Origin of the sequence: Kribbella qitaiheensis, from assembly GCF_014217565.1 — a bacterium.
Taxonomy (GTDB): Bacteria; Actinomycetota; Actinomycetes; order Propionibacteriales; family Kribbellaceae; genus Kribbella; species Kribbella qitaiheensis_A.
In genome coordinates this window covers 5,380,773-5,401,177 of record NZ_CP043661.1, presented here as the reverse complement: position 1 = coordinate 5,401,177, position 20,405 = coordinate 5,380,773, and the positions used below count along the sequence as shown (strand labels likewise).

Below are 20,405 nucleotides of genomic sequence, written 5' to 3'. Positions count from 1 at the left end.
TGATGCATCTTCGACTCATCGTCCCACCCGACAGCACCGACCTGATCGTCGAGTCCCTTATCGACGATGCCCGGCTGACCAACGTCGTCGTCCTCCCCGGCGCCGCCAAACGCCCCGCCGGCGACGTCGTGCACTGTGACGTCACCCGTGAGGCCACCTCCGACATCCTCGCGCGGCTGAAAGCCCAAGGCGTCTACGACCACGGAGCAGTAGCACTGACCACCGTCGACGCCTCCCCGTCACGCAACGCCCGGGAGACCGAAGAGGCAGCACCTGGAGCACCGGACGACGCCGTCGTGTGGGACGCGGTCGTCGACCAGGGCTACGCCGAAGCACGAGGCTCCTGGGCGTTCTACGCCTTCTTGACCCTCGCCACCATGATCGCGGCCATCGCGGTCATCACCGATTCGGCCATCCTCGTCGTCGGAGCCATGGTCGTCGGCCCGGAGTTCGGCGTCGTTGCCGCCTTGGCCCTCGGCATCGCCTTGCGCAGGCACAACCTGACCTCGAGGTCGCTGACCCTTCTAGCCAAGGGATTCCTGCTGGCAATCGTCCTCACCACGCTCGCCGCCCTGGTCGTCCACGCGGCCGGCTGGATCGACGCCGGCGACGTGACCGCCGCCCGCCCGCTGACCGGATTCATCTGGCGCCCCGACAGATGGTCGGCAGTGGTCGCCGTCCTGGCCGGCTGCGCCGGCGTGCTGTCACAGACCGCAGGCCGTTCCAACGCCTTGGTCGGTGTCTTCATCTCCGTCACCACCGTGCCCGCCGCCGGAGACCTGGCGCTGTCAATCGCCGTATGGGCACCACAACAGATCGGCGGCTCAGCCGCCCAGCTCGCCATCAACCTTGTCGGCATGACCTGTGCAGGGGTCGCGACACTGATCGTTCAGCAAGTTCTCTGGCGCTGGTTGAACACGCACAAACCAGGTCGCCGGGCCTAACCGGGTTTGTCCGACCCACGCCAATGCGGAAGCCTCACACCACTCCGCCGTCGAACGTCTCGTACCGGTTGAACACAGATCCCCACGACCCACCGCAGCGGGCCCAGCCTCGCAAACTCCCGCTCTCCGCATTTGCGGGCTCCTTCTTGCTGTACACCCCCTGGTATCGCTCGCCGCCGTGACGACGACGCAATGCGTCCCGCCACGGCCCCCGTAGTCCTCCCAAACTGTTACATGGAGTGATGGCGCGAGGGGTATCCGATCGAATAGCATCACTCTCGGTGTGCCGGGAAGTCTGGTCGGCGATGTCCTGACCATGCCCAGAAACAGGAGTCTCACCGATGCTGAAGATCACCCCTGTGCGCCTCGCCCTCTCCGCAGCCCTGGCGCTGTGCCTGGTGGCTTGCTCCAACGACACGAGCAGCGGCGGATCGTCGCCGACGACCGGAGCGCCGACGTCTGCATCGGTCAATCCGTCCGTCACACCGACCACCGCCGGAACGCCCACCGCCTCCCCCACGCCGGTTCCGCCGGCGAACAAACTGCCGACCGCTGCCGAGCTCACCAAAGCCCTGCTGGCGTTGCCCGACCTGCCCTCCGGCTTCTCCATCGAGAAGGACGAAAGCGCAACCGGCGACGACAGCCGGCTGACCTCGAAGGACGCTCGGTGCGCCCGGTTTGTCACCTTCGCGAACGCCGACACGCCGCCCGGCTCGAAGGCATCGGTCACCCGATCGTTCTCCGGCGGCCAGCAAGGGCCCTTCATCGACGAGAGCCTGGACGCGATGGGATCGCCCGCAGCCGCCCAGGCACTGCAGCGGTCCTTCAAGTCCGCAATCGCCGCCTGCCGAAGCATCACCCTGACCATCCCCGGCGAAGGCCGCTCGACCATGGCCGTCAACGAGGTCTCCGCTCCCCCGGTCGGCACCGGTCCGGTCGCCGTACGGCTGAGCGCGACCTCAGGTTCGCTCGAGGGACTCGAAGTCATCCTGTTTTCCACCGGCATCGACGCGGTCGTGCTGTCGATGTCGGTGCTGGCCGGTACGTCGCAAGACCTCGACGCCGCCGCGGCCGACGCAGTGGCCAAGGCTCGCCGAACCCTCGACACCAAGTCCGGCACCTGAACCAACCTCCGATCGAGATCGACCATGACCCGCCGCGCGTCGACTGGACTGGGCGGGGGCCGACCTGGCTCGGCGTCCCCGGCACTGCCCGATCGGCGCACATCTCTGGGTCCAGCAGGGTCGGTACTCGCCGAAGGATGAATTCAGTCGGCTGCTGCCGGTTCGATCTTGAGATCGGCGTATTCGAAGGATCGCGCGACCACGATGTCGGTCGAGGAGTGCGCGACGATCGACAAGACGATCGTCAGCGCTACCAGGTGGAAGACCTCGTCGGCGTCCGTGATCCCGGATTCCAGCACAAGTAACCCGTACACGACCGAGGCGAAGCCCTTCGGGCCGAACCACATCGCCGCCAACTGTTCCCTTGCGCCTAGTCCTGAGCGCAGGAAGGACACCGCGAGTGCGAGCGGCCGGGCGACGACCAGTGCCACCAGTGCGAAGACCCAACCCTGCCAGCTGATCTCGCCGAGGAACTCGACCGAGATCAGCGCTCCGAACACCAGCAACGCCGCGAGCTTCAGACTCTCCGCGATCAGCTCGCCGAAGTGCTCGAAGGCCCGGCGCTGCGCGGGACCGAACGTCGCGACCGTGATCCCTGCGGCGAACGCGGCGAGAAACAGATTGCCGTGCAGAGTCTCTGCCAGCGCGAGCACCAGCACACCGATCGCCACCGCGTTCAACGGTTCGTACTGCGTCGACGCCGAGAAGAACCGGGTCCGTTCCAGCCGGAGCGCCACCCACGGAACGACCACACCGATCGCGACGCCGATCCCGAGCTCCAGAGCGAGCTCGCCCAGATGCAGGTCGTCGGCGCCGACCGCGACCGCCAGAAACACCATGACGAAGGGCAGCGCCAGACCGTCGTTGACGCCGGACTCGACGTTGAGCAGATGCCTCAACCGGGCCGGCACCTTCTGGTTGCCGACCAGCGCCGAGGCGAAGACCGGGTCGGTCGGCGCCAGAATCGCACCGATCAGCAACGCGGCGGGCCAATCGAGGCCCGCGATGTAGTGGGCGGCGAGGGCCGTGATCACCAGGGTCAGCGGCAACCCCCAGCCAAGTGCACGGCCAGGCAGCCGCCAGGCCGACCGCAGATCTGCCCAGCCGACCCGCATCCCGTCGGTGAACAGCACTGCGAACAGCGCTAGTTCGGCCAGCGTCGACACCACCGGCGAATCCGGCTGGAGATCGAGTATGCCGGTCGTCTCCGGGCCGAGCAGGACCCCCGCAGCCAGGAACAGCACCGCCGTCGACAGGATCGTTCGGTTTGCGAGGCTGGAGACCAGCACCGCAAGTAACAACACAACCGCAAAACACAACAGCAGCATTTCGGCTTCCCTCCGGCCAGGAACCGGCCAGGCCTTGGAGCAGACGGGACGAGCTCAGGACAGGACGAAGTACCGCAGCCACAGGTACGGAGCGGCCACCAGGATCGAGATCGCCATCACTACCAGGCCTTTGCGGGTGAAGTCCCAGAAGCTGATCGAGGAACCGGCGCGCAGGGCGATACCGATCACCACCACGTTCGCGCTCGCGCCGACGGCGGTCGCGTTGCCGCCGAAGTCCGCGCCGATGGCCAACGCCCACCACAACGCGTCCGCCTGGACCGGATCGGAGATGCTCTTGGTCAACTGGTGGACTACCGGACTCATCGTCGCGACGTACGGGATGTTGTCGACCACACCCGACAGCACCGCCGACACCACCAGAATCAGCATCGTCGCGAACAACGCGCGTCCCTCGGTGACCCCACCGATCGCCTTGGCCAGTTGACCGATCACCCCGGTCTTCACCAGCGCGCCGACCATCACGAACAGACCCGCGAAGAACAGCAGCGTCCGCCATTCGACACTCGGCATGTAGTCGCGAGGCTCTACCCCCGCGACGAGCACGAGCAGACCGGCTCCCAGCAAGGCCACCACGGACGGCTCAACGTGCAGCAAAGGGCGGCCGATGAATCCTACGAACACCAGCGACAGCACGACGCCGCACTTGATCAGCAGCCGCGAGTCCTCGATCGCCTCCCGCTCGTTCAGCCGCATCACGTTATCGACCTTGTCGGGATCGACCGCGAACGCCCCCTTGAACAGCCGCGGCAGGACCAGGCAGAAGACCAGCAGTTCGATCACGACCAGCGGCGCCAGGTGCACGAGGAAGTCGTTGAAGGTGAGCCCGGATCGGCTCGCGATGATGATGTTCGGCGGATCGCCGATCAGCGTCGCCGTACCGCCGATGTTGGACGCCATCACCTCCGCGATCAGGAACGGCACCGGATTGATCCCCAACCGGTCGCAGACCAGGAGCGTCACCGGCGCGATCAGCAACACGGTCGTCACGTTGTCGAGCAACGCCGAGGCGACCGCGGTCATCATGGTGAGCAGGATCATCACCCGGAGCGGCGAGCCCTTGGCCCGCTTCGCCGCCCAGATCGCGACGTACTCGAAGACCCCGGTACGGCGCAGTACGCCGACGATCACCATCATCCCGAGCAGCAGGAAGATGACATCCCAGTCGATACCGGTTTCATGCGAGTAGAACGCGTGCTCGGCGTCCGTCACGCCCAGGGCGAGCAACACCGCGGCTCCGCCGAGCGCGGCCAGTAGTTTGTGGATCCATTCGGTGGCGATGAACATGTACGCCACGATGAAGACGACGACTGCGATGACCGTCATGCCGCCGCCTTCCGGCGAGCCGGGATCAGTGCGGCGTCATCGCCACTTCGAGCAACCTCGACGCGCTGACGGCGCCGATGATCTTCCGATCCTTGACCACGGCCACCAACGGGCAGCGCAACCGCGCCATGATCGCGGCGATCTCCAGCACCGTGTCGTCGTGGTTCACCACCGGCAACTCCGCCAACTCCTTCGGCAGCAACGCGCGCACCGAAACGCCGGCCAGCTTGTCCGCGACCTGGTCGGCCAGCGACTCGTCGATCACCCGGGCAAGCGACGGGTCGTCCTGCACATAGCTCGGCACCAGAAACCGGACCACCTGCGATGCGGGCAGCACCGTGTACGGCGCACCGTTCTCGTCGGCCACGATCAGACCGGGCAACCTCTGCGATGCCAGCAGCTCGGCAGCTTCGCGCGCGTCCGTGTCCAGCCCGACCACCGGAAACTCCTCGGCCATCTGCTCTCCGTGCATCTTCGCAGCGTACTCCGGTCACCTGGTCCGAAGCTGGAACCGCAAGTGAACGTGTGCTCGGCAAGGAGGCCTCCGGGAATCGGTCAAGAGCCCGTGGCCAGGTCGGGCACAGGCGTTGCCGACCAGACTTCCCGGCGCACCGGCGCCAACCATTCCTCATCCCGGCGTGAAGAGCAACCACCTTCGGCCCGGCGCGTTCGTCGAAGCGATGGTCATCGCCCCTCGACATCCCGGCGACTGAAGGTCAGTGTTCCGAGCAGTGCGAGTGCGGGCCGCCGTTGCCGACAGCAATGTCAGCGGCAACGGGCTGATCCGATCGAGCAACAGCTGTAAGCATCCGCCGCGTCGAATGGCAGGGGCTAGTTGGCGAGCGGATCGGTGACCTCGCCCACAAGGGACACCACCTCGTCGAGGTGACCTGGCGTGATCAGGTGGCCGACACCGGAGAAGACCCGGACGTTGAGGTTCATGGTTCGGCGCACTGCCGGTGCCAGTCGACGGGGCGGCAGGAACCGGTCATGTTCTCCGACCCCGACGACACACGGTCGCTCGGCGCGACGGGCCAGTAGTGCGGCCGGCAGGGGCGGCGGGGCCAGAGTTGTGCGGCAACTGGCGGCCGTCAGGGTCATCCACTCCACCTCGGTCTGCGGCGGGTCCGCGCCGGGGGCGACGAACAACCGCAGCATGCGGCGGGTGTGTTCGGCGGTGGGACGCAACAACCAGACTGCCGAGGCCAGCGCTAGCGGCAGGTCCACGTTGAGACGGCTGAACCCGGCGGGCGAGACCAGCGCCCGCGCCGCGATTCGAGGCGAGCCTGCGGCCAGGGCCACGGCGGCGCCCAGCGAATTGCCCAACAACACAACTCCGTCGGCATCCACCCCCGCCAGAATCTCATCGAGCACTCGGCCGTACCAGGCCAGCCGCGCCCCACTGGGCCGACGCGGATCGCTGAGTCCGGGCTGACCCGGCAAATCCACCACTGTGGTCGTCCAGCGGGGCGACAGCGCCTGCAGCCACGGTAGAACCACCGCGGCGTTGAAGCCGGTTCCCGGCACCATGACCACCTGCGGCTTGCCACCTCCAGCGGAAGTTAGATGCACAAGGCCGGCGCTGGTGTCCAAGGTCGCGGTGGTGAGTGGGAAATCCGCCCGCGCCAAGGCTTCCAAACACCATTGCCGCACCGCGTGCTGACCGGCTGGGGTCTTGTAGACGCTCGGCACTGCGCCAGTGTGTCCGCCGGCCCACACTTCGTCCAGTCCGTACGCCATGAACGTCAACCCTCAGCCCCACTGGCGGTTCGCGAAGTCACGGCAGCAGTAACTGCTATCGACCCTGTTTGGGATCGATGGGCAGACCGAGGCCGGCGACGAAGCACTTGAAGAGGTCCTGACCGAGTGGCCAGAGGTCGAGGTTACTGTCGGAGTTGATGTGGCCCTGTAGTCCGGTCGTGACCAGCGGCACCGCCCAGCCGGCAGCGAGTTTGCCGGCTGCCTGCACTTTGCAGTACGGATCGTTGTCACTGGCAATCAGTACGGCGGAGACGCCGAGCGGACTCGGCTCGTCAGCCAATCGGCGACTGCGAGACACCCGAGGCTGTGCGCGACCAGTACGACGTCCGGGCCGGCTTGGTCGACGGCGGTTTCGATGGCCCTGGTCCAATCCGGAAGCGAAGGCTCCGTCCACGAGGAGCGCTGGACGCGCGTGGCGCCCGGCAGCCAGTCCGCTTCCCATCTGGATTGCCAGTGCTGGTGGTCCGAGCCATTCAGGCCGGGCGCGATGACAAAAGACACAAGCTGTCCTGACGCTGGTCGCGAGACGAGAGGATGCGGCCCACGCGCCCCCGCGTCACTCGGGCGCGGCCGAGCCTGAAGATCTTGGTCAGTGGGCGCGGGGCTGGGTTTGGGCTCGGAGTAGGGCGATGTCGGCGCCGCGTAGCGCTTCGTCTGCGTCCTGGAAGGGCTTGATGGTCGGCAGCACCCCGACTGCTATTCCGGCGTTGGGGTTGGGCTGTACCGAGGCGACCAGCTCATCGATCCGGATCCCGTCGGGTCCGATGTCGTCCAGCAGGACCGCGAATTCGTCCTGCCGTAGGCGCGCCGCGGAGTCCCCTTCAGCCAACACCTGCCGCAGCCGCCCGACGACCTCCCGCCGTACTTCGACCTCCGCGGCGACCGGATCGTCGTGCACCGGGAGATCGTCCGGGGCCGCGACGACCCGCAGCAGGACGACCGCGCAGTCGTAGTCGCTCGAGCGCCGGGTCCGCTTGATGGCGGCGCCGAGCCGGTCGAGGAAGAGTATTCGGTTGACCAGGCCCGTCTCCGGATCGCGCAAGGCGTTGCGGCGCAGGGCGAGTTCATGTTCCTTCCGCTCGGTCATGTCGACGAGGGCGCCGACGAGGCGGGCCGGGCAACCAGCGTCATCCAGAACGGTCACGGCTCGGCACATCATCCACCGGTAGTCGCCGGACGAGGTCCGTACCCGGTGCTCGAGCTCCAGCGGAGTACGGGCGCCGCCGAGCTGTGCGGCGATCGCGGCCGACAGTTCGTTCCGGTCGTCCGGATGGACGCGGTCGAGCCACTCGGTGAGGGACGAGCCAATCTGCTCCTCGCCGTAGCCCAGCGTCTGCTTCCACCTCGGCGAGTAGTAGACCGTGCCGGCCGAGACGTCCCAGTCCCAGGTGCCGTCCTGAGCCGCCATCGAGGCGAGCGCGTACCGCTCTTCGCTGGCCCGGATGGTGTCGGCGAGTGCTCGTTCCCGTGCCGCGGCCTCCTCCAGCGCCAGGCGCTGGTCGCGCAACGACGACATCAGCCGCTCCTGGTCCAGCGCCACCGCCAGCAGCGCGGCCCAGTGGTTGTACTTGTCCCGGCCGCTGGTCATCCGGATGTCCACGGTGCCGTCGATCGCCAGCAGTCCCCAGTCGCTTCCGCCGAACGTCACCGGGAGCACCAAGGTGAGACCACTGCTGCCGCTGCCCCCGGCCCGGGTCAGCGCCGCGGGCGGAAACTGGCTGGCGGGGGTGCGCGTTCCGATCAGGCGGGACAGCGTCCCGGTCGTGTCGTTGACGCCGACGATCTCCACCTCCCGATCACCTGGGGAGCGTTCATGGCCGGCCCACAACCCGAGGCAGGCGGCACTGCGCCTGGCGGACGGAAGCCAGGTGAGGGCGCGTGGGCTCGAACCCCTTCCGCGCAGCAGGTCCAGGTCGACCTCGTACTGCTCGGCGATCGTCCGCTCCAGATATCCGCTGCGCGCGAGCATCGGCCGGGTGCAGCCCTTCGTCAGCGCGAGCAGGATGTCGGTCGTGACCCGACGCAGCGTCGGCACCTGGTCGGACCCGGGCGGCAAGGTGCTCGTCAGTTCGGTTTCCAGGTCCCGGACCGCGGCGACGAACTGTTCGAGGGCCTCCGGGTACGGCCGCCGTACGGAGGTCAGATCGGCGAGGCGGCCGAGCGAGACGCCGGACGGAACGGTGCCCCGCTCGGCGGCGGTCGTGATCGGGTCGACGACGGCGCGCAGCCAACCTGCCCGGGCCTCGTCATCGCCTGTTCCGGAACTGCCGGGCGCTGCGGACCGGCCGCCGAAGCCGCTGTCGGACAGCCGGCGTAGACAGGCTCGCGCCGGTGTGGAGCCGTACCGCTCGAACAGTGGATCGGCAGTGTCCGTGTCGGGCTGGGCCGTCGACTCGCCGCATCCGCAGGATTCCCGGATCACCAGCGTCGACGGCGCGCGGTACACCCCGGCGGCCACTTCCTCGCCGCGCAGGCGGGCGAGCAGCAACTTCACCGCGAGTCCGCCGATCCGGTCGTTGTGCGGGTCCACCGTCGACAGTCGTGGCACCAACCGGGCACCGGTCTCGGTCCGGTCGAACCCGATGATGGCCTGATCCCGCGGCAGCACGAGTCCGGCCGCCTGGAGCGCCCGGATGAAGCCGACCGCGTTCCGGTCGGTCGCCGCGATCGTCGCGGTGGTGGGCATGCCGCCGGCCAGCAGCCGCGCCGCAGCTTGAGACCCGCCCTGCTCGTGGTTGTCGGCGGTCTCGGAGAACCATCCGGGACCGGGCTTGATCCCGTGCTCGGCGAGCGCCGTCCGATAGGCGTCGTACCGCTCCCGGATGTCGCGCTGCAACGGGCTGCCGATGAAGCCGATCCGGGTGTGCCCGTGCTCGACCAGGTGCTGCAGCGCGGCCGACACGCCCCCGGCGTTGTCCGGAACCACCACCGGGGCGGGGAGCGTGGTCTGGTCCTCGCTGATCAGCACGACCGGGCGGCCCCACTCCTGCATGGAGGCGAGCCGGTCGTGCCGGACTGCTTTGGCGATGACGATGATGCCGTCGACGGCATCGAGCGCGACCGGTACCTCGAGCAGCGGCTCGTCCGGATACCGCTCGCGGTCCAGGCCGGCGGGATAAGTCTGTACTGCGACGACGCTGTGCCCGTCCCGTCTTGCCGCTCGCGAAACCCCGGCGATCAGCGCACCGAAGTAGAACCCGCCGACGACCGGCGAGAGCACCCCGATCGTCCTTCGTGCACTCGTGACCATGGCACCGCGCCGCATCCCATCCATCCGCCCTCCTCGTCACGTCGGCAGGTCGAGCCGATGCGCTCCGGTGAGCAGGCCGACACACTAGGTCATTGTGTTCCCACCTACCGCCGGCAGCTCTGGATCGCCCGCGCGCCGCCCCACGATCAGCGATGTCGCCCGGGCCGCCGGGGTGTCGATCGCGGTCGTCTCGTATGCGCTCAATGGGCGCCCCGGCGTGTCGGCGGCCACCCGGGAGCGGGTGCTGCGGATCGCCGACGAGTTCGGCTGGCGGCCGAACGCGGCCGCCAGTTCGCTGCGGACCGGTCCGCGCGCGGCCGGTCTGGTGCTCACCCGGGAGGCCGGAACCGGGGCCCACTCGACCTCATTTCTCGACTTCGCCTCCGCCGTGCAGGAGGTGGTCGCCGAGCGCGGGTTCGCCCTGCTGCTGCAGATCGTGGACTCCGCCGAGGCCGCAGTCGCGACGTACCGCAAGTGGTGGGCCGAGCGCCGCTTCGATGTGATGATCGTGACCGACGTCCTGACCCAGGATCCCCGAGTGGACGCCTTGCGACGCATGCGCGTGCCGGCCGCCGTGCTGGCCTCCCCGGACGTCTGCCAAGGGCTGGCGTCGGTCTGGCTCAACGAGGACGAGGCGTACTCGCGGGTCGGGACGTATCTGGTGGAACTCGGTCATCGTGAAGTCGCTGCCGTGACTGCTTCGAGGGCCCTGCATCGCACCCGGCTGCGGTTGGAGGCGCTCACCCGGGTGCTCGACGCGGTCGGTGGCAGGCTGATTCACGAGGCCACCAACGCGACCGCTGAGGAGGCGGCCGCGACCACCCGGCGGCTGCTGACGGCGCCGATACCGCCATCGGTCATCGTGCTCGACTCCGACCAGATGGCGGTGGCCGCACTCAACGTCGCGCGGCGGCTCGGCCTGCAGGTGCCGTGGGATCTGTCGATCGTGGCGGGTAGCGATTCCGCTCTCTGCAGGCTCGCCACCCCGTCGATCACCGCACTGCCGCTGCCGTCGCGCGAGCTCGGAACCGCGATGGGCCGGGCCGTGCTGGCGGTGCTCGACGGGCAGCCGGAGTACAGCTGGGTGGAACTGGCCGGCGGCGTCGCCGTCCGCGGCAGTACCGCACCCCGATCCCGCTGACCACGACCCCGCGCACGCCGAACCGTGGTCACGATGCGGTAACGCGCCGTCGTCCTAAACGTTTAACCCCATCCCGGGCCCGTGTCGCCGCGTGTGAGGTTCACCGGAGTCGCCGCGGATCGTCCGAGGCGGCTCGTGCCTGGACCTCCTGGCGGGACCGGCACGCCGACCACACCTGGAGGCACGTGTGTTCAAGATCCCCCTACCGCTGGTGGCCGCCACATCCGCCGCCGTCGTCATCCTTCCGCTGACCCTGACGACCACGGCTAGCGCCGCGGAGCCACACGCCGACAACCCGTACGCCGGCGCCACGCAGTACGTGAATCCAACCTGGGCCGCCGCGGTCGAAGGCGCAGCCACCCGCGCCGGTGATCCGGCCCAGGCCGCGAAGATGCGGGCGGTCAAGACCCAGCCGACCGCGGTCTGGATGGACCGGATCAGCGCCATCGTCGGCAACGCCGACGGCAACGGCCTGCGTTTCCACCTCGACAACGCCCTGACCCAGAAGCAGTCCGGTACGCCGCTGGTCGTGAACCTGGTGATCTACGACCTGCCCGGCCGGGACTGCTACGCACTAGCCTCGAACGGCGAACTGCCGGCCACCGCGGCCGGCCTGACCCGCTACAAGTCCGAATACATCGATCCGATCGCGGCCATCCTCGCCGACCCGAAGTACCAGGGCCTGCGGATCGCGGCGACGATCGAGCCAGACTCGCTGCCGAACCTGATCACGAACAGCTCGCAGTCCGAGTGCCAGCAGGCCGCGCCGTTCTATCGCGACGGCGTCAAGTACGCCCTCGACAAGCTGCACGCGATCCCGAACGTCTACAACTACATCGACGCCGCCCACTCCGGCTGGCTCGGCTGGGACAGCAACGCCGCCCCGGCCGCCAAGCTGTTCGCCGACGTGGCCCGGACCACCCAGGCCGGCCTGGCCTCGGTCGACGGGTTCGTCACGAACACGGCGAACACCACCCCGCTGGCGGAACCGTACCTGCCGGACCCGACGCTGACGCTGAACGGTACGCCGATCCGCTCGTCGGCGTTCTACGAGTGGAACTCCGATTTCGACGAGCTCGACTGGACCGCGCACCTGCACAGCCTGCTCGTCGCCGAGGGATTCCCGGCCGGCACCGGCATGCTGATCGACACTTCGCGGAACGGGTGGGGTGGCACCGCACGGCCGACGGCAACCTCGACCAGTACGGAGCTCAACACCTACGTCGACCAGTCGAGGGTCGATCGCCGAAACCACCGGGGCGCCTGGTGCAACCCACTCGGTGCCGGGATCGGCGAGCGTCCGCAGGCGACTCCGGCCGCGCCCGCGGCGTCGCACCTTGACGCCTTCGTCTGGATCAAGCCGCCGGGTGAGTCCGACGGCGCGTCCACCGACATCCAGAACGACGAGGGCAAGCGGTTCGACCGGATGTGCGACCCGACGTTCGTGTCGCCCAAGCTGGGGAACCGGCTGACCGGCGCCTCGCCGGGTGCTCCGCTCGCGGGTCGCTGGTTCGAGTCGCAGTTCGCGGAACTGGTCCGCAATGCGTTCCCCGTCATCAACGGTGGCGGCACTCCTCCCACCGACCAGACGGCGCCGTCGGTACCGACCGCACTGCAGGCCGGAGCGGTCACCAACACCTCGGTGGCACTGACGTGGGCTGCGGCGACGGACAACGTCGCCGTGACCGGCTACGACATCTACCGCGGTACGACGCTCGCCGGAACCTCCAGTACTGCGAGCTTCACCGTCAGCGGGCTCACCGCCAGTACGGCCTACTCGTTCACGGTGCGGGCCAAGGACGCGGCGGGCAACGTGTCCGCAGCCTCCGCGGCTTTGGCGGTGACGACAACCGGCACGACCACCCCGCCGCCGGGTGCCTGCAACGTGACCTACTCCACGAACACCTGGAACACCGGCTTCACGGCCACGGTCAAGCTGACCAACACGGCTACGACTCCGCTGACCGACTGGCGGCTGACGTTCGCCTTCGCCAACGGGCAGACGCTCCAGCAGGGCTGGAACGCGGTGTGGAGCCAGACCGGCAGCACGGTGACCGCCACCGGCACGCCTGGTACCTGGAACGCGACGCTCGCGCCCGGGGCGAGCGTCGATCTCGGCTTCAACGGCACCCATACAGGCACCAACAACGCACCGACCGCGTTCTCGGTCAGCGGCCGGCCCTGCACGATCGGCTGACCGGCCACCGCCCCTAGTCCCAGGAGGTTCCCGTGTTCTTCCCATCTTGGTCATCGACCGGCCGCCGCCACCGCGCAGTGCTGCCGGTCGTCGCTGCCGCCGCGCTGCTCGCGGGCGCACTGGCGCCGCACCCCTCCGCCTCGGCCGCCGAACCCACGACTGCCCAGGCTCCAACTGTTCAAGCTGCGCCGGCCCAGGACTGGTTACATGCCCAGGGCAACAAGATCGTCGACGGGGCCGGGAAGGAGGTGTGGCTGACCGGCGCCAACTGGTTCGGCTTCAACGCCAGCGAGCGGGTCCTGCACGGTCTGTGGTCGGGCAACCTGCAGCAGATCACCAAGTCGATGGCCGACCGCGGCATCAACGTCGTCCGCATCCCGATCTCGGCGCAACTGCTGCTCGAATGGTCGAACGGCCAGACGATCATGCCGAACGTCAACCTCGCCGCCAATCCCGACCTGGCCGGCCTGAACAACCTGCAGGTGTTCGACCGCTTCCTCGCGCTCTGCGAGCAGTACGGCCTGAAGGTCTTCCTCGACCTGCACAGCGCCGAGGCCGACAACTCCGGTCACTTGTACCCGCTCTGGTACAAGGGATCGATCACCACCGAGAGCGTCTACCAAGCCTGGTCGTGGGTCACCACGCGGTACAAGACCAACGACACGATCATCGGCGCCGACCTGAAGAACGAACCGCACGGGCAGTTCTCCGAAGCCGCGTTCGCCAAGTGGGACGACTCCACCGATCTGACCAACTTCAAGTACTTCGCCGAGACCGCGGCGCAGCGGATCCTCGCGATCAACCCGAACCTGCTGATCTTCGTCGAGGGCACCGAGATCTACCCCAAGGACGGCGTCTCCTGGACCTCGCAGAACAAGGACGACTGGTACAACAACTGGTGGGGTGGGCAGCTCCGCGGCGTCGCTCAGCATCCGATCAACCTCGGCCAGTACCAGCACCAACTGGTCTACTCGCCGCACGACTACGGGCCGCTCGTCTACGAACAGCCCTGGTTCACCGGCGACTGGAACCGCACGACGCTCGAGCGGGACGTGTGGGACCCGAACTGGCTCTACATCCACAAGCAGAACATCGCGCCGCTGCTGATCGGCGAATGGGGCGGTTTCCTGGACGGCGGCCGGAACCAGAAGTGGATGACGGCGCTGCGTGACCTGATCAAAGAGCAGCACCTGCACCACACCTACTGGGTGCTGAACCCGAACTCCGGCGACACCGGCGGCCTGCTGAACAACGACTGGGCGACCTGGGACGAGGCGAAGTACGCGCTGCTCAAGCCGGCGTTGTGGGCGCAGGGCTCCAAGTTCGTCAGCCTCGACCACCAGGTCCGGCTCGGCGGCGCCGACAGCACCACCGGTATCTCGTTGTCGGAGGCAACAGGTGGTTCGGGCCCGGTCGACACGACGGCACCGAGTACGCCGACGGCGCTGCGGGCCGGGACCGCGTCGTCGACATCGATCCCGCTCAGCTGGACGGCGTCGACCGACAACACCGGCGGTAGCGGCATCGCCGGCTACGAGGTCTACCGCGGTACGACGCTCGTCGGCACCTCTGCCATTACGAGCTACACCGCGACGGGCCTGACCCCTTCCGCCACGTACTCGTTCACCGTGCGTGCGCGTGACGTGGCGGGCAACGTCTCAGCGAGTTCCGCTGCGGTGACCGCCACTACGGCAGCCGGCCAGGCGACCGGCGCCTGCGCGATCCAGTACCGGACGAACGACTGGAACGGCGGCTTCACCGGCACCGTCCGAATCACTAACACCGGCACGACCGTGCTCGCCGGCTGGACGCTCCGATTCACCTTCCCCGCCGGTCAGCACCTCTTGGACAACTGGAGCGCCACCTGGACCCAGTCCGGCTCAACCGTCAGCGCGACCTCCTTGTCCTGGAACAGCGATCTGGCGCCAGCAGCCACGATCGAGATCGGCTTCAACGCCACCTCCGCGGGCACTAACACCGCTCCGGCCACCTTCACCCTGAACAACAACCTCTGCACCACCACCTAGCCCTCGAGCGCAGGTGCGGCGGGGGTTGTCATGTCCTTCTCCCCCCGCACCTGCGGTTTCGCCGGGCTACTGGGTGGCGACGTGTTTGATGGCTTGTACGGCGAGGGTGGGAACACCGCGAGACTCTGGGCACGGATCTCGCCTGCCAGGCCGGTGGCCGATTCGGGGATCAGGTTCGTGGTGTCCGACGACCTCACCGACGGCTAGCCGGGACGTCGAGCCGAGCGGACCTGGCGGTCTGTGTAGCGGCGGACCAGTGGGGCGAAGGGTGGAGCCAGCGCAGCCAGTACTGCGATGCCTGGATCGGCGTAGTCGGCATAACGCTCCCGCTCGATCGCACGAACGATGCCCTTGGCAACCTTATCGGCCGTGATCGGCTTCACCGCCCCGCTGACCGCGGCCGTCTCGGCGGGCTTGTAGCGGTTCGTCATCGCCCGAGCCTGCCATGGAGCCGGTGCTTGAAACAAACGTTCGGATGGGCGTAAATGCGGATATATCTTTCGAACGATAATTACTTGGCACCTATGATCATGGCGCTTGATACTTACATTTGACCGCCTTCCAAGGAAGCGGAATCTGGGTAGTGATCACCCATGCCGAGGAGCCTAGGTTGGCTTACAGGGTAGGCGATCAAGGCGGCGGATCGGTGCCGGTGGCACCCGTGTGCGCAGTTACTCGTTTGTTTCAGAAAGCCCGTTGAAAGGCCGCCGAAGAACAATTCCTTTATGTCTTGGAATTCGCCCGCGCCGGTGCTCTAATGACGGGGCGCGACGGGCCCGCCGCGCTCAGTCCCCATCGATTCGACGGAGGAAGTCATGGAGAAGAAGGACGTCAAGGAGCCCCGCAAGGTCCTCGTGCGCAAGCTGGAGAAGCTGGAGACCACCGTTCTCATCATCACGGACCCCGGCTGCCGCGACGCGACCTGCGGCTGATCGTTGCGATCGGGGCGCGGCGAGCACCCGCGCCCCGATCGTCCGGCCGGCCCCGCCAGGGCAGGCCGTCCGAATTCCTGGGGAGGGGCAGCCGATGCGACGGCCACGGATCAAGGGCATTCACAAGCCGGTGCGGCTGACGCCGACGTTGATCAGGATCGGCGGCGCGCAGGTCGGGATCGGTGCGGAGATCGATGACGAGGACGGCCTGATCTGGCGGCTGCTCGCGCTGATGGACGGCACCCGCGGGCGCCCCGAGATCGCCGCGGCACTCAGCGCCGACTTCCCCGATCTCACCGGCGAGGAAGCTTCCGACGCCCTGCAGACGATCATCGATGCCGGGTACGTCGAGGACGCGGCCGCCGAACCGCCGGCCAACCTGAGCCCGGCCGAGGTCGAGCGCTACGACAGGGCGATCCGGTACCACGCGTGGGTGGATCTGACCCCGCGCAGCTCTCCCTATGAAGTCCAAGCACGGCTCAAGTCCTCGCGAGTCGTCGTACTGGGTCTCGGAGGCACCGGCTCGGCCGTCGCCTCGTCGCTGGTCGCCGCGGGCGTCGGCCGGGTGCACTGCGTCGACTTCGACACTGTCGAAGCCGGCAACCTGACCCGCCAACTGCTCTACACCGAGGACGACATCGGCAACTCGAAGGTCCAGGTCGCGGTCGAGCGGCTCAGCCGGATGAACTCCCACACCGAGGTCACCGGAGCTGAGCTCCAAGTCGACTCCACCGACTCGGTCGCCGCGTTGATGCAGGACGCGGACCTGTTGATGCTCTGCGCCGACCAGCCGATGTTCGTCATCCGGAAGTGGACCAACGAGGCCGCCCTGCGCACCGGTACGCCGTGGATGATCGCCCAGTACGCCGGTCCGATGGCGGTCGTCGGCCTCTTCGTTCCGGGCGAGACCTGTTGCCCTGCTTGCCTGCCGACCGTGGAAGACCGGCTCCGGGACAAGCACGGCACGAACCCCGAGGACCTGTTCCCGTTCGAGGGGCACGCGGTGATCGCGCCGACGGCCAACCTCACGGGGCACCTCGCGTCGCTCGACGCCGTCTACCACCTGGGTGGGATACCCACCAGCACGCGCGGCGGGATGTTCCACCTGAGCCTGACCGATCTCACCTACCACTACATCGTCCGGCCGACTGCCGGGCAGAAATGCGACACCTGCGGCTGGGTCGGATGATCACTCTCGACGCCGGCAGCCGGCTTGCCGTCGGCCACTTGATCGTCCGGCAGGAGGCCGAGGACGAGTACGTCGTCGGCGATCCCGCGACCGGCACCTTCGTCGTCGTTCCCCAGCTCGGTGCCCGGCTGGTGGAGCTGTTCGCAGCCGGCCGGACCGTCGCCGAAGCCGCTGCGGAGCTCGAGCAGGAGCTGGGTGAGCCGATCGACGCGCTCGACTTCGCCGAGGTCCTCGTCGAAGCCGGGATCATCACCGACGGCGATGCGGAAGTACGCCGCGCGAAGGTCTGGCCGGTGTCGCGGATCCCTGCCTGGGTGGTGAAACCACTGTTCGGCAAGGTGGCCTGGACGTTCTACGTCGGTTGCCTGATCACCACACTGCTGATGTTCCTCGCCGAGCCGTCCCTGCGCCCGACGTACGAGGACACGTTCGTCTTCCCCGACATCGCGGCCAGCCTCTTGCTGACCAACATCGTGGTCGTGTTGCTGACGATCCTGCATGAGATCTGGCACGCCTTCGCGGGCGCGGCGGTCGGCGTACCGTCGCAGCTTCGGCTCGAGCGACGCGGTGTCTTCCCGGTCCTGGAGACCGACCTGTCCGGGCTGTGGGCGTTACCGCCGTCGAAGCGGTATGGGCCTTTCCTTGCCGGCATGGGGATCGACAGCGTGATCCTGTTCGCCGCGGTCGCACCCCGGTACGCCTGGTCGCACGGCTGGATCGACCTTCCTCCAGGCCTGATCAGGATCCTGGCGATGGTGGTCCTCAGCCAGGTCGCGAAGCTGGCGTTCCAGACGCTGGCCTACCTGCGAACCGACATGTACCTGGTGATGGCCACCGCGACCGGCTGTAACAATCTGCACCAAGTCACCCGGCTCTCGCTCAAGAAGCTGATCCGCAAGCTGAAGCCCGAAGAAGCGACGATCCTGCGCGACGCGAATCCCCGCGATCTGCGCGTGGCCCGCTGGTATCGCATGCTCTACGTGGCCGGTCTGACCTGGATGGTGTTCTTCGCGCTGGAGTTCGTGTTACCCGGCGCGAAGGTCACACTCGGCTGGTCGCTCGGCATCCTGTTCGGCGCTCCGGTGGCCGGCTTCTACTGGTGGGAAGGCGTTCTGCTGATCAGCTTCACCCTGCTGGACGTCACGCTGCCGCTGATCGTGGTGGTTCGTAACCGGATCAGGGCCCGGAGGGCAGCCGCATGAATCAACCCCTGGCGAGCCGGCTGCGGCCGCGCCGGATGGGCCTGGCGATCGGCATTCTCGTTACGACGCTGAGTGTGCTGACGATGTCGAGCCTGGCGTTCGGCGTACTGCTGAACCAGTTTGACAACAAGACAGCGCTCCCCTGCGATCAGGTTCCCGGTACACCGCAGGCCTTCGAGGGCAAAGAGCACATCGCCTACCAGGGTGCGTCGCACGCGCCGTACAAGACGATGCCGCCCACCTCGGGACCTCACTCGCCGCGGGTCGTCACCCCCGGGATCTATCGCGACCCGATCCCCGAGGAACTCCAGGTGCACATCCTCGAACACGGTCATGTGCTGATCCAGTACGGACCGGACGTCTCGAAGGCGGATATCGAGAGGATCGAGCGGATCGGCCGTCAGCATCCCCGCGATGCCGTCGTCGCGCCGTACCCGCCGCTCGGCCATGGCATCGCCGTCACCGGTTGGCAACGACTGCAACGCTTCGACACGTACGACGAGACCGCCATCCTCGACTTCGTCACGAAGGTTGCCAACCGCTACAACCACCTGTGGCGCGACAAGGCGACCGACTGCGTCACTCCTTAGGTGGCGACCAGTCTGTAAGCAGGAGACCCCCGGCCTCGAGGATGGTGCCGGCGACCGAGGCCGCGTTGCGCAATTCGGAGCTGATCGCGCCGACCGGGACGATCCCGGGCGCGATCACCCCGGAGCAACCGCTCGTGGGGTCCAGCGCGGAGATCGCAACCCGTACGGCGTCTGCTCCGGCAACCTCGTCGCCGGTCAGGGAGAGCCGCCCGATGGCCGCGTCACCGACCTGAAGCAGCGCCGCGGCATCGCCCTGAACCACGCCCTCCCTGACGGCAGCCCGTACTGCGCGGACCGCCTCCTCGATACCCGACCGTTGCTCGTTCACCTCGTAGTCGGTCAGCGCGCCGACCTTGATCACGGCTACCCCATCGATCAGCCCGGCCAGCCGCTTCTCCAGGTTCACCCGCTCCCGGTCCAGCAACGGCCGCTCCAGCTCCGAGCGGATCTCGCGCACCCGGGCGGAGATCATGCCCGGATCCCCCGAACCGTCGACGATGGTCGTGTGTTCCCTCCCCACGATCGCCTGGCGGGCCTGGCCGAGCTGGTCGAGTTCGGCATGCCGAACGGCGCCGATCTGCAGACCGTCGGTCAGGATCGCCAGGTCCTGGAGGATGGCCGCCCGGCGAAGTCCTTGCCCGGGGACCTTGACCGCGACAGCCGCCAGTACACCGCGGATCTTGTTCACGATCAGCAGCGCCAATGCCTCGCCGACGACGTCCTCGGCAACCACCAGCAACGGCCGGCTGGAGCGGATCACCTGCTCCAGCAGGGGCACCAGGTCGTCGACCGAGGCGAGCGCCGTATCCGCCAGCAGCACATAGGGGTGATCCAGCACCGCCTCCATCCGCTCCGGATCGGTCGCGAAGTACGGCGACAGGAGGCCGTTGCCGAACCGGAGACCTTCGGCCAGTTCGAGTTCGTGGCCGGCGTCGTTGTTCTCGGTGACGGTGATGGCACCGTCGACGCCGACCTTGTCGATCGCCTCGGCGATGAGGTCGCCCAGCCGCACGGCGGCATCCGGGTCCGGCGGCGGATCGGTCGGACGTCCGGGTGGGCGGCGCAACAAGGTCGTGGTCGCCACCGCCGCCAACTGCTCTTTCGTGGTGACGCTTTCGGCGACGGCGCCGAGTTCTCCCGTGATCGCCTCGACGGCTCGGTCGAGGCCTGTCTTCAGCGCCTCGGGATTCGCTCCGTCGGCGACCCGGCGCCGGACCTCGTCGACCATGGCCTGGGCAAGGCGGACCGTCGCGCTCACCCCGCCGCCGTCCTCGACGGCGCGGGCAACGGCTTCGTCGATCAACTGGGCCCTGACGTTCTCGCCGTCCGGGCGCCCGATCCCGGCCATCCCCCACCCCCTGCCCACGCGACCGGCC

Annotated in this window: 18 protein-coding genes; 9 read left to right on the top strand and 9 right to left on the bottom strand. The window is 67.9% G+C overall.

The genetic code is table 11. The annotated features are described in order from the left end of the window. The first annotated feature begins 2 nt into the window (after positions 1–2). Complete coding sequence (locus tag F1D05_RS25650) at positions 3–944, top strand: DUF389 domain-containing protein (RefSeq protein WP_185443059.1); 942 nt, start codon at positions 3–5, stop codon at positions 942–944. Between the two features lie 341 nt (positions 945–1,285). Further along, the gene (locus tag F1D05_RS25645; RefSeq protein ID WP_185443058.1) at positions 1,286–2,068 is read left to right on the top strand and encodes a hypothetical protein; all 783 of its coding nucleotides are present in this window, start codon (positions 1,286–1,288) and stop codon (positions 2,066–2,068) included. A 143-nt stretch (positions 2,069–2,211) separates the two neighbouring features. Here the strand turns inward: F1D05_RS25645 and F1D05_RS25640 are convergent, their stop codons facing one another. The 7 genes from F1D05_RS25640 to F1D05_RS25615 form a co-directional block, all read right to left on the bottom strand. Then, entirely contained in the window at positions 2,212–3,396 is a 1,185-nt protein-coding gene (locus F1D05_RS25640) for a cation:proton antiporter (RefSeq protein ID WP_185443057.1), read from the bottom strand. A 54-nt stretch (positions 3,397–3,450) separates the two neighbouring features. After that, positions 3,451–4,740 (bottom strand): ArsB/NhaD family transporter, encoded by a 1,290-nt coding sequence (locus F1D05_RS25635; protein WP_185443056.1) that lies wholly within the window; start codon positions 4,738–4,740, stop codon positions 3,451–3,453. Between the two features lie 25 nt (positions 4,741–4,765). Beyond that, positions 4,766–5,212 (bottom strand): CBS domain-containing protein, encoded by a 447-nt coding sequence (locus F1D05_RS25630; RefSeq protein ID WP_185443055.1) that lies wholly within the window; start codon positions 5,210–5,212, stop codon positions 4,766–4,768. Positions 5,213–5,571: 359 nt separating this feature from the next. Next, on the bottom strand, positions 5,572–6,432 hold the full coding sequence (locus F1D05_RS25625) for an alpha/beta fold hydrolase (RefSeq protein ID WP_185443054.1): 861 nt from the start codon (positions 6,430–6,432) through the stop codon (positions 5,572–5,574). A gap of 103 nt (positions 6,433–6,535) precedes the next feature. Beyond that, complete coding sequence (locus F1D05_RS39070) at positions 6,536–6,781, bottom strand: alpha/beta hydrolase (RefSeq protein ID WP_206685827.1); 246 nt, start codon at positions 6,779–6,781, stop codon at positions 6,536–6,538. Beyond that, positions 6,739–7,002 carry an alpha/beta hydrolase gene (locus F1D05_RS43140; protein WP_206685826.1) on the bottom strand — a complete coding sequence of 88 codons (264 nt, stop codon included), beginning with the start codon at positions 7,000–7,002 and terminating at the stop codon, positions 6,739–6,741. The genes F1D05_RS39070 and F1D05_RS43140 overlap by 43 nt, the downstream gene beginning before the upstream one ends. Before the next feature lie 88 nt (positions 7,003–7,090). After that, on the bottom strand, positions 7,091–9,775 hold the full coding sequence (locus tag F1D05_RS25615) for a substrate-binding domain-containing protein (RefSeq protein WP_185443053.1): 2,685 nt from the start codon (positions 9,773–9,775) through the stop codon (positions 7,091–7,093). A gap of 70 nt (positions 9,776–9,845) precedes the next feature. Here F1D05_RS25615 and F1D05_RS25610 point away from each other — a divergent pair, with 70 nt between their 5' ends. The 4 genes from F1D05_RS25610 to F1D05_RS25595 all read left to right on the top strand — a co-directional run bounded on the left by F1D05_RS25610 (position 9,846) and on the right by F1D05_RS25595 (position 15,323). Next, positions 9,846–10,892 carry a LacI family DNA-binding transcriptional regulator gene (locus F1D05_RS25610; RefSeq protein WP_246485965.1) on the top strand — a complete coding sequence of 349 codons (1,047 nt, stop codon included), beginning with the start codon at positions 9,846–9,848 and terminating at the stop codon, positions 10,890–10,892. A gap of 187 nt (positions 10,893–11,079) precedes the next feature. Further along, positions 11,080–13,089: a glycoside hydrolase family 6 protein gene (locus F1D05_RS42185; protein ID WP_185443052.1), complete on the top strand. Its 2,010-nt coding sequence runs from the start codon at positions 11,080–11,082 to the stop codon at positions 13,087–13,089. Between the two features lie 32 nt (positions 13,090–13,121). Beyond that, a complete protein-coding gene (locus F1D05_RS25600) occupies positions 13,122–15,116 on the top strand; it encodes a cellulase family glycosylhydrolase (protein ID WP_206685825.1) in 1,995 nt (664 codons plus the stop codon). 30 nt (positions 15,117–15,146) lie between these two features. Beyond that, complete coding sequence (locus tag F1D05_RS25595; RefSeq protein WP_185443051.1) at positions 15,147–15,323, top strand: hypothetical protein; 177 nt, start codon at positions 15,147–15,149, stop codon at positions 15,321–15,323. On the opposite strand, the gene F1D05_RS25590 is transcribed toward F1D05_RS25595, so the two are convergent. Beyond that, positions 15,320–15,547, bottom strand: coding sequence for a hypothetical protein (locus tag F1D05_RS25590; RefSeq protein ID WP_185443050.1), 228 nt, complete (start codon positions 15,545–15,547; stop codon positions 15,320–15,322). The genes F1D05_RS25595 and F1D05_RS25590 overlap by 4 nt on opposite strands. 595 nt (positions 15,548–16,142) lie before the next feature. Between F1D05_RS25590 and F1D05_RS25585 the strand changes: the two genes are divergently transcribed. The 3 genes from F1D05_RS25585 to F1D05_RS25575 are packed head-to-tail and all read left to right on the top strand — an operon-like array spanning position 16,143 to position 19,029. Further along, on the top strand, positions 16,143–17,237 hold the full coding sequence (locus tag F1D05_RS25585) for a HesA/MoeB/ThiF family protein (protein ID WP_185443049.1): 1,095 nt from the start codon (positions 16,143–16,145) through the stop codon (positions 17,235–17,237). Continuing rightward, entirely contained in the window at positions 17,234–18,439 is a 1,206-nt protein-coding gene (locus F1D05_RS25580; RefSeq protein WP_185443048.1) for a hypothetical protein, read from the top strand. Before F1D05_RS25585 ends, F1D05_RS25580 begins: the two co-directional genes overlap by 4 nt. Next, on the top strand, positions 18,436–19,029 hold the full coding sequence (locus tag F1D05_RS25575) for a DUF3105 domain-containing protein (protein WP_185443047.1): 594 nt from the start codon (positions 18,436–18,438) through the stop codon (positions 19,027–19,029). The genes F1D05_RS25580 and F1D05_RS25575 overlap by 4 nt, the downstream gene beginning before the upstream one ends. Here F1D05_RS25575 and F1D05_RS25570 read toward each other — a convergent pair. Then, complete coding sequence (locus F1D05_RS25570) at positions 19,019–20,377, bottom strand: TCP-1/cpn60 chaperonin family protein (RefSeq protein ID WP_185443046.1); 1,359 nt, start codon at positions 20,375–20,377, stop codon at positions 19,019–19,021. The two genes, F1D05_RS25575 and F1D05_RS25570, sit on opposite strands and share 11 nt — an antisense overlap. Between the last annotated feature and the right edge of the window lie 28 nt (positions 20,378–20,405).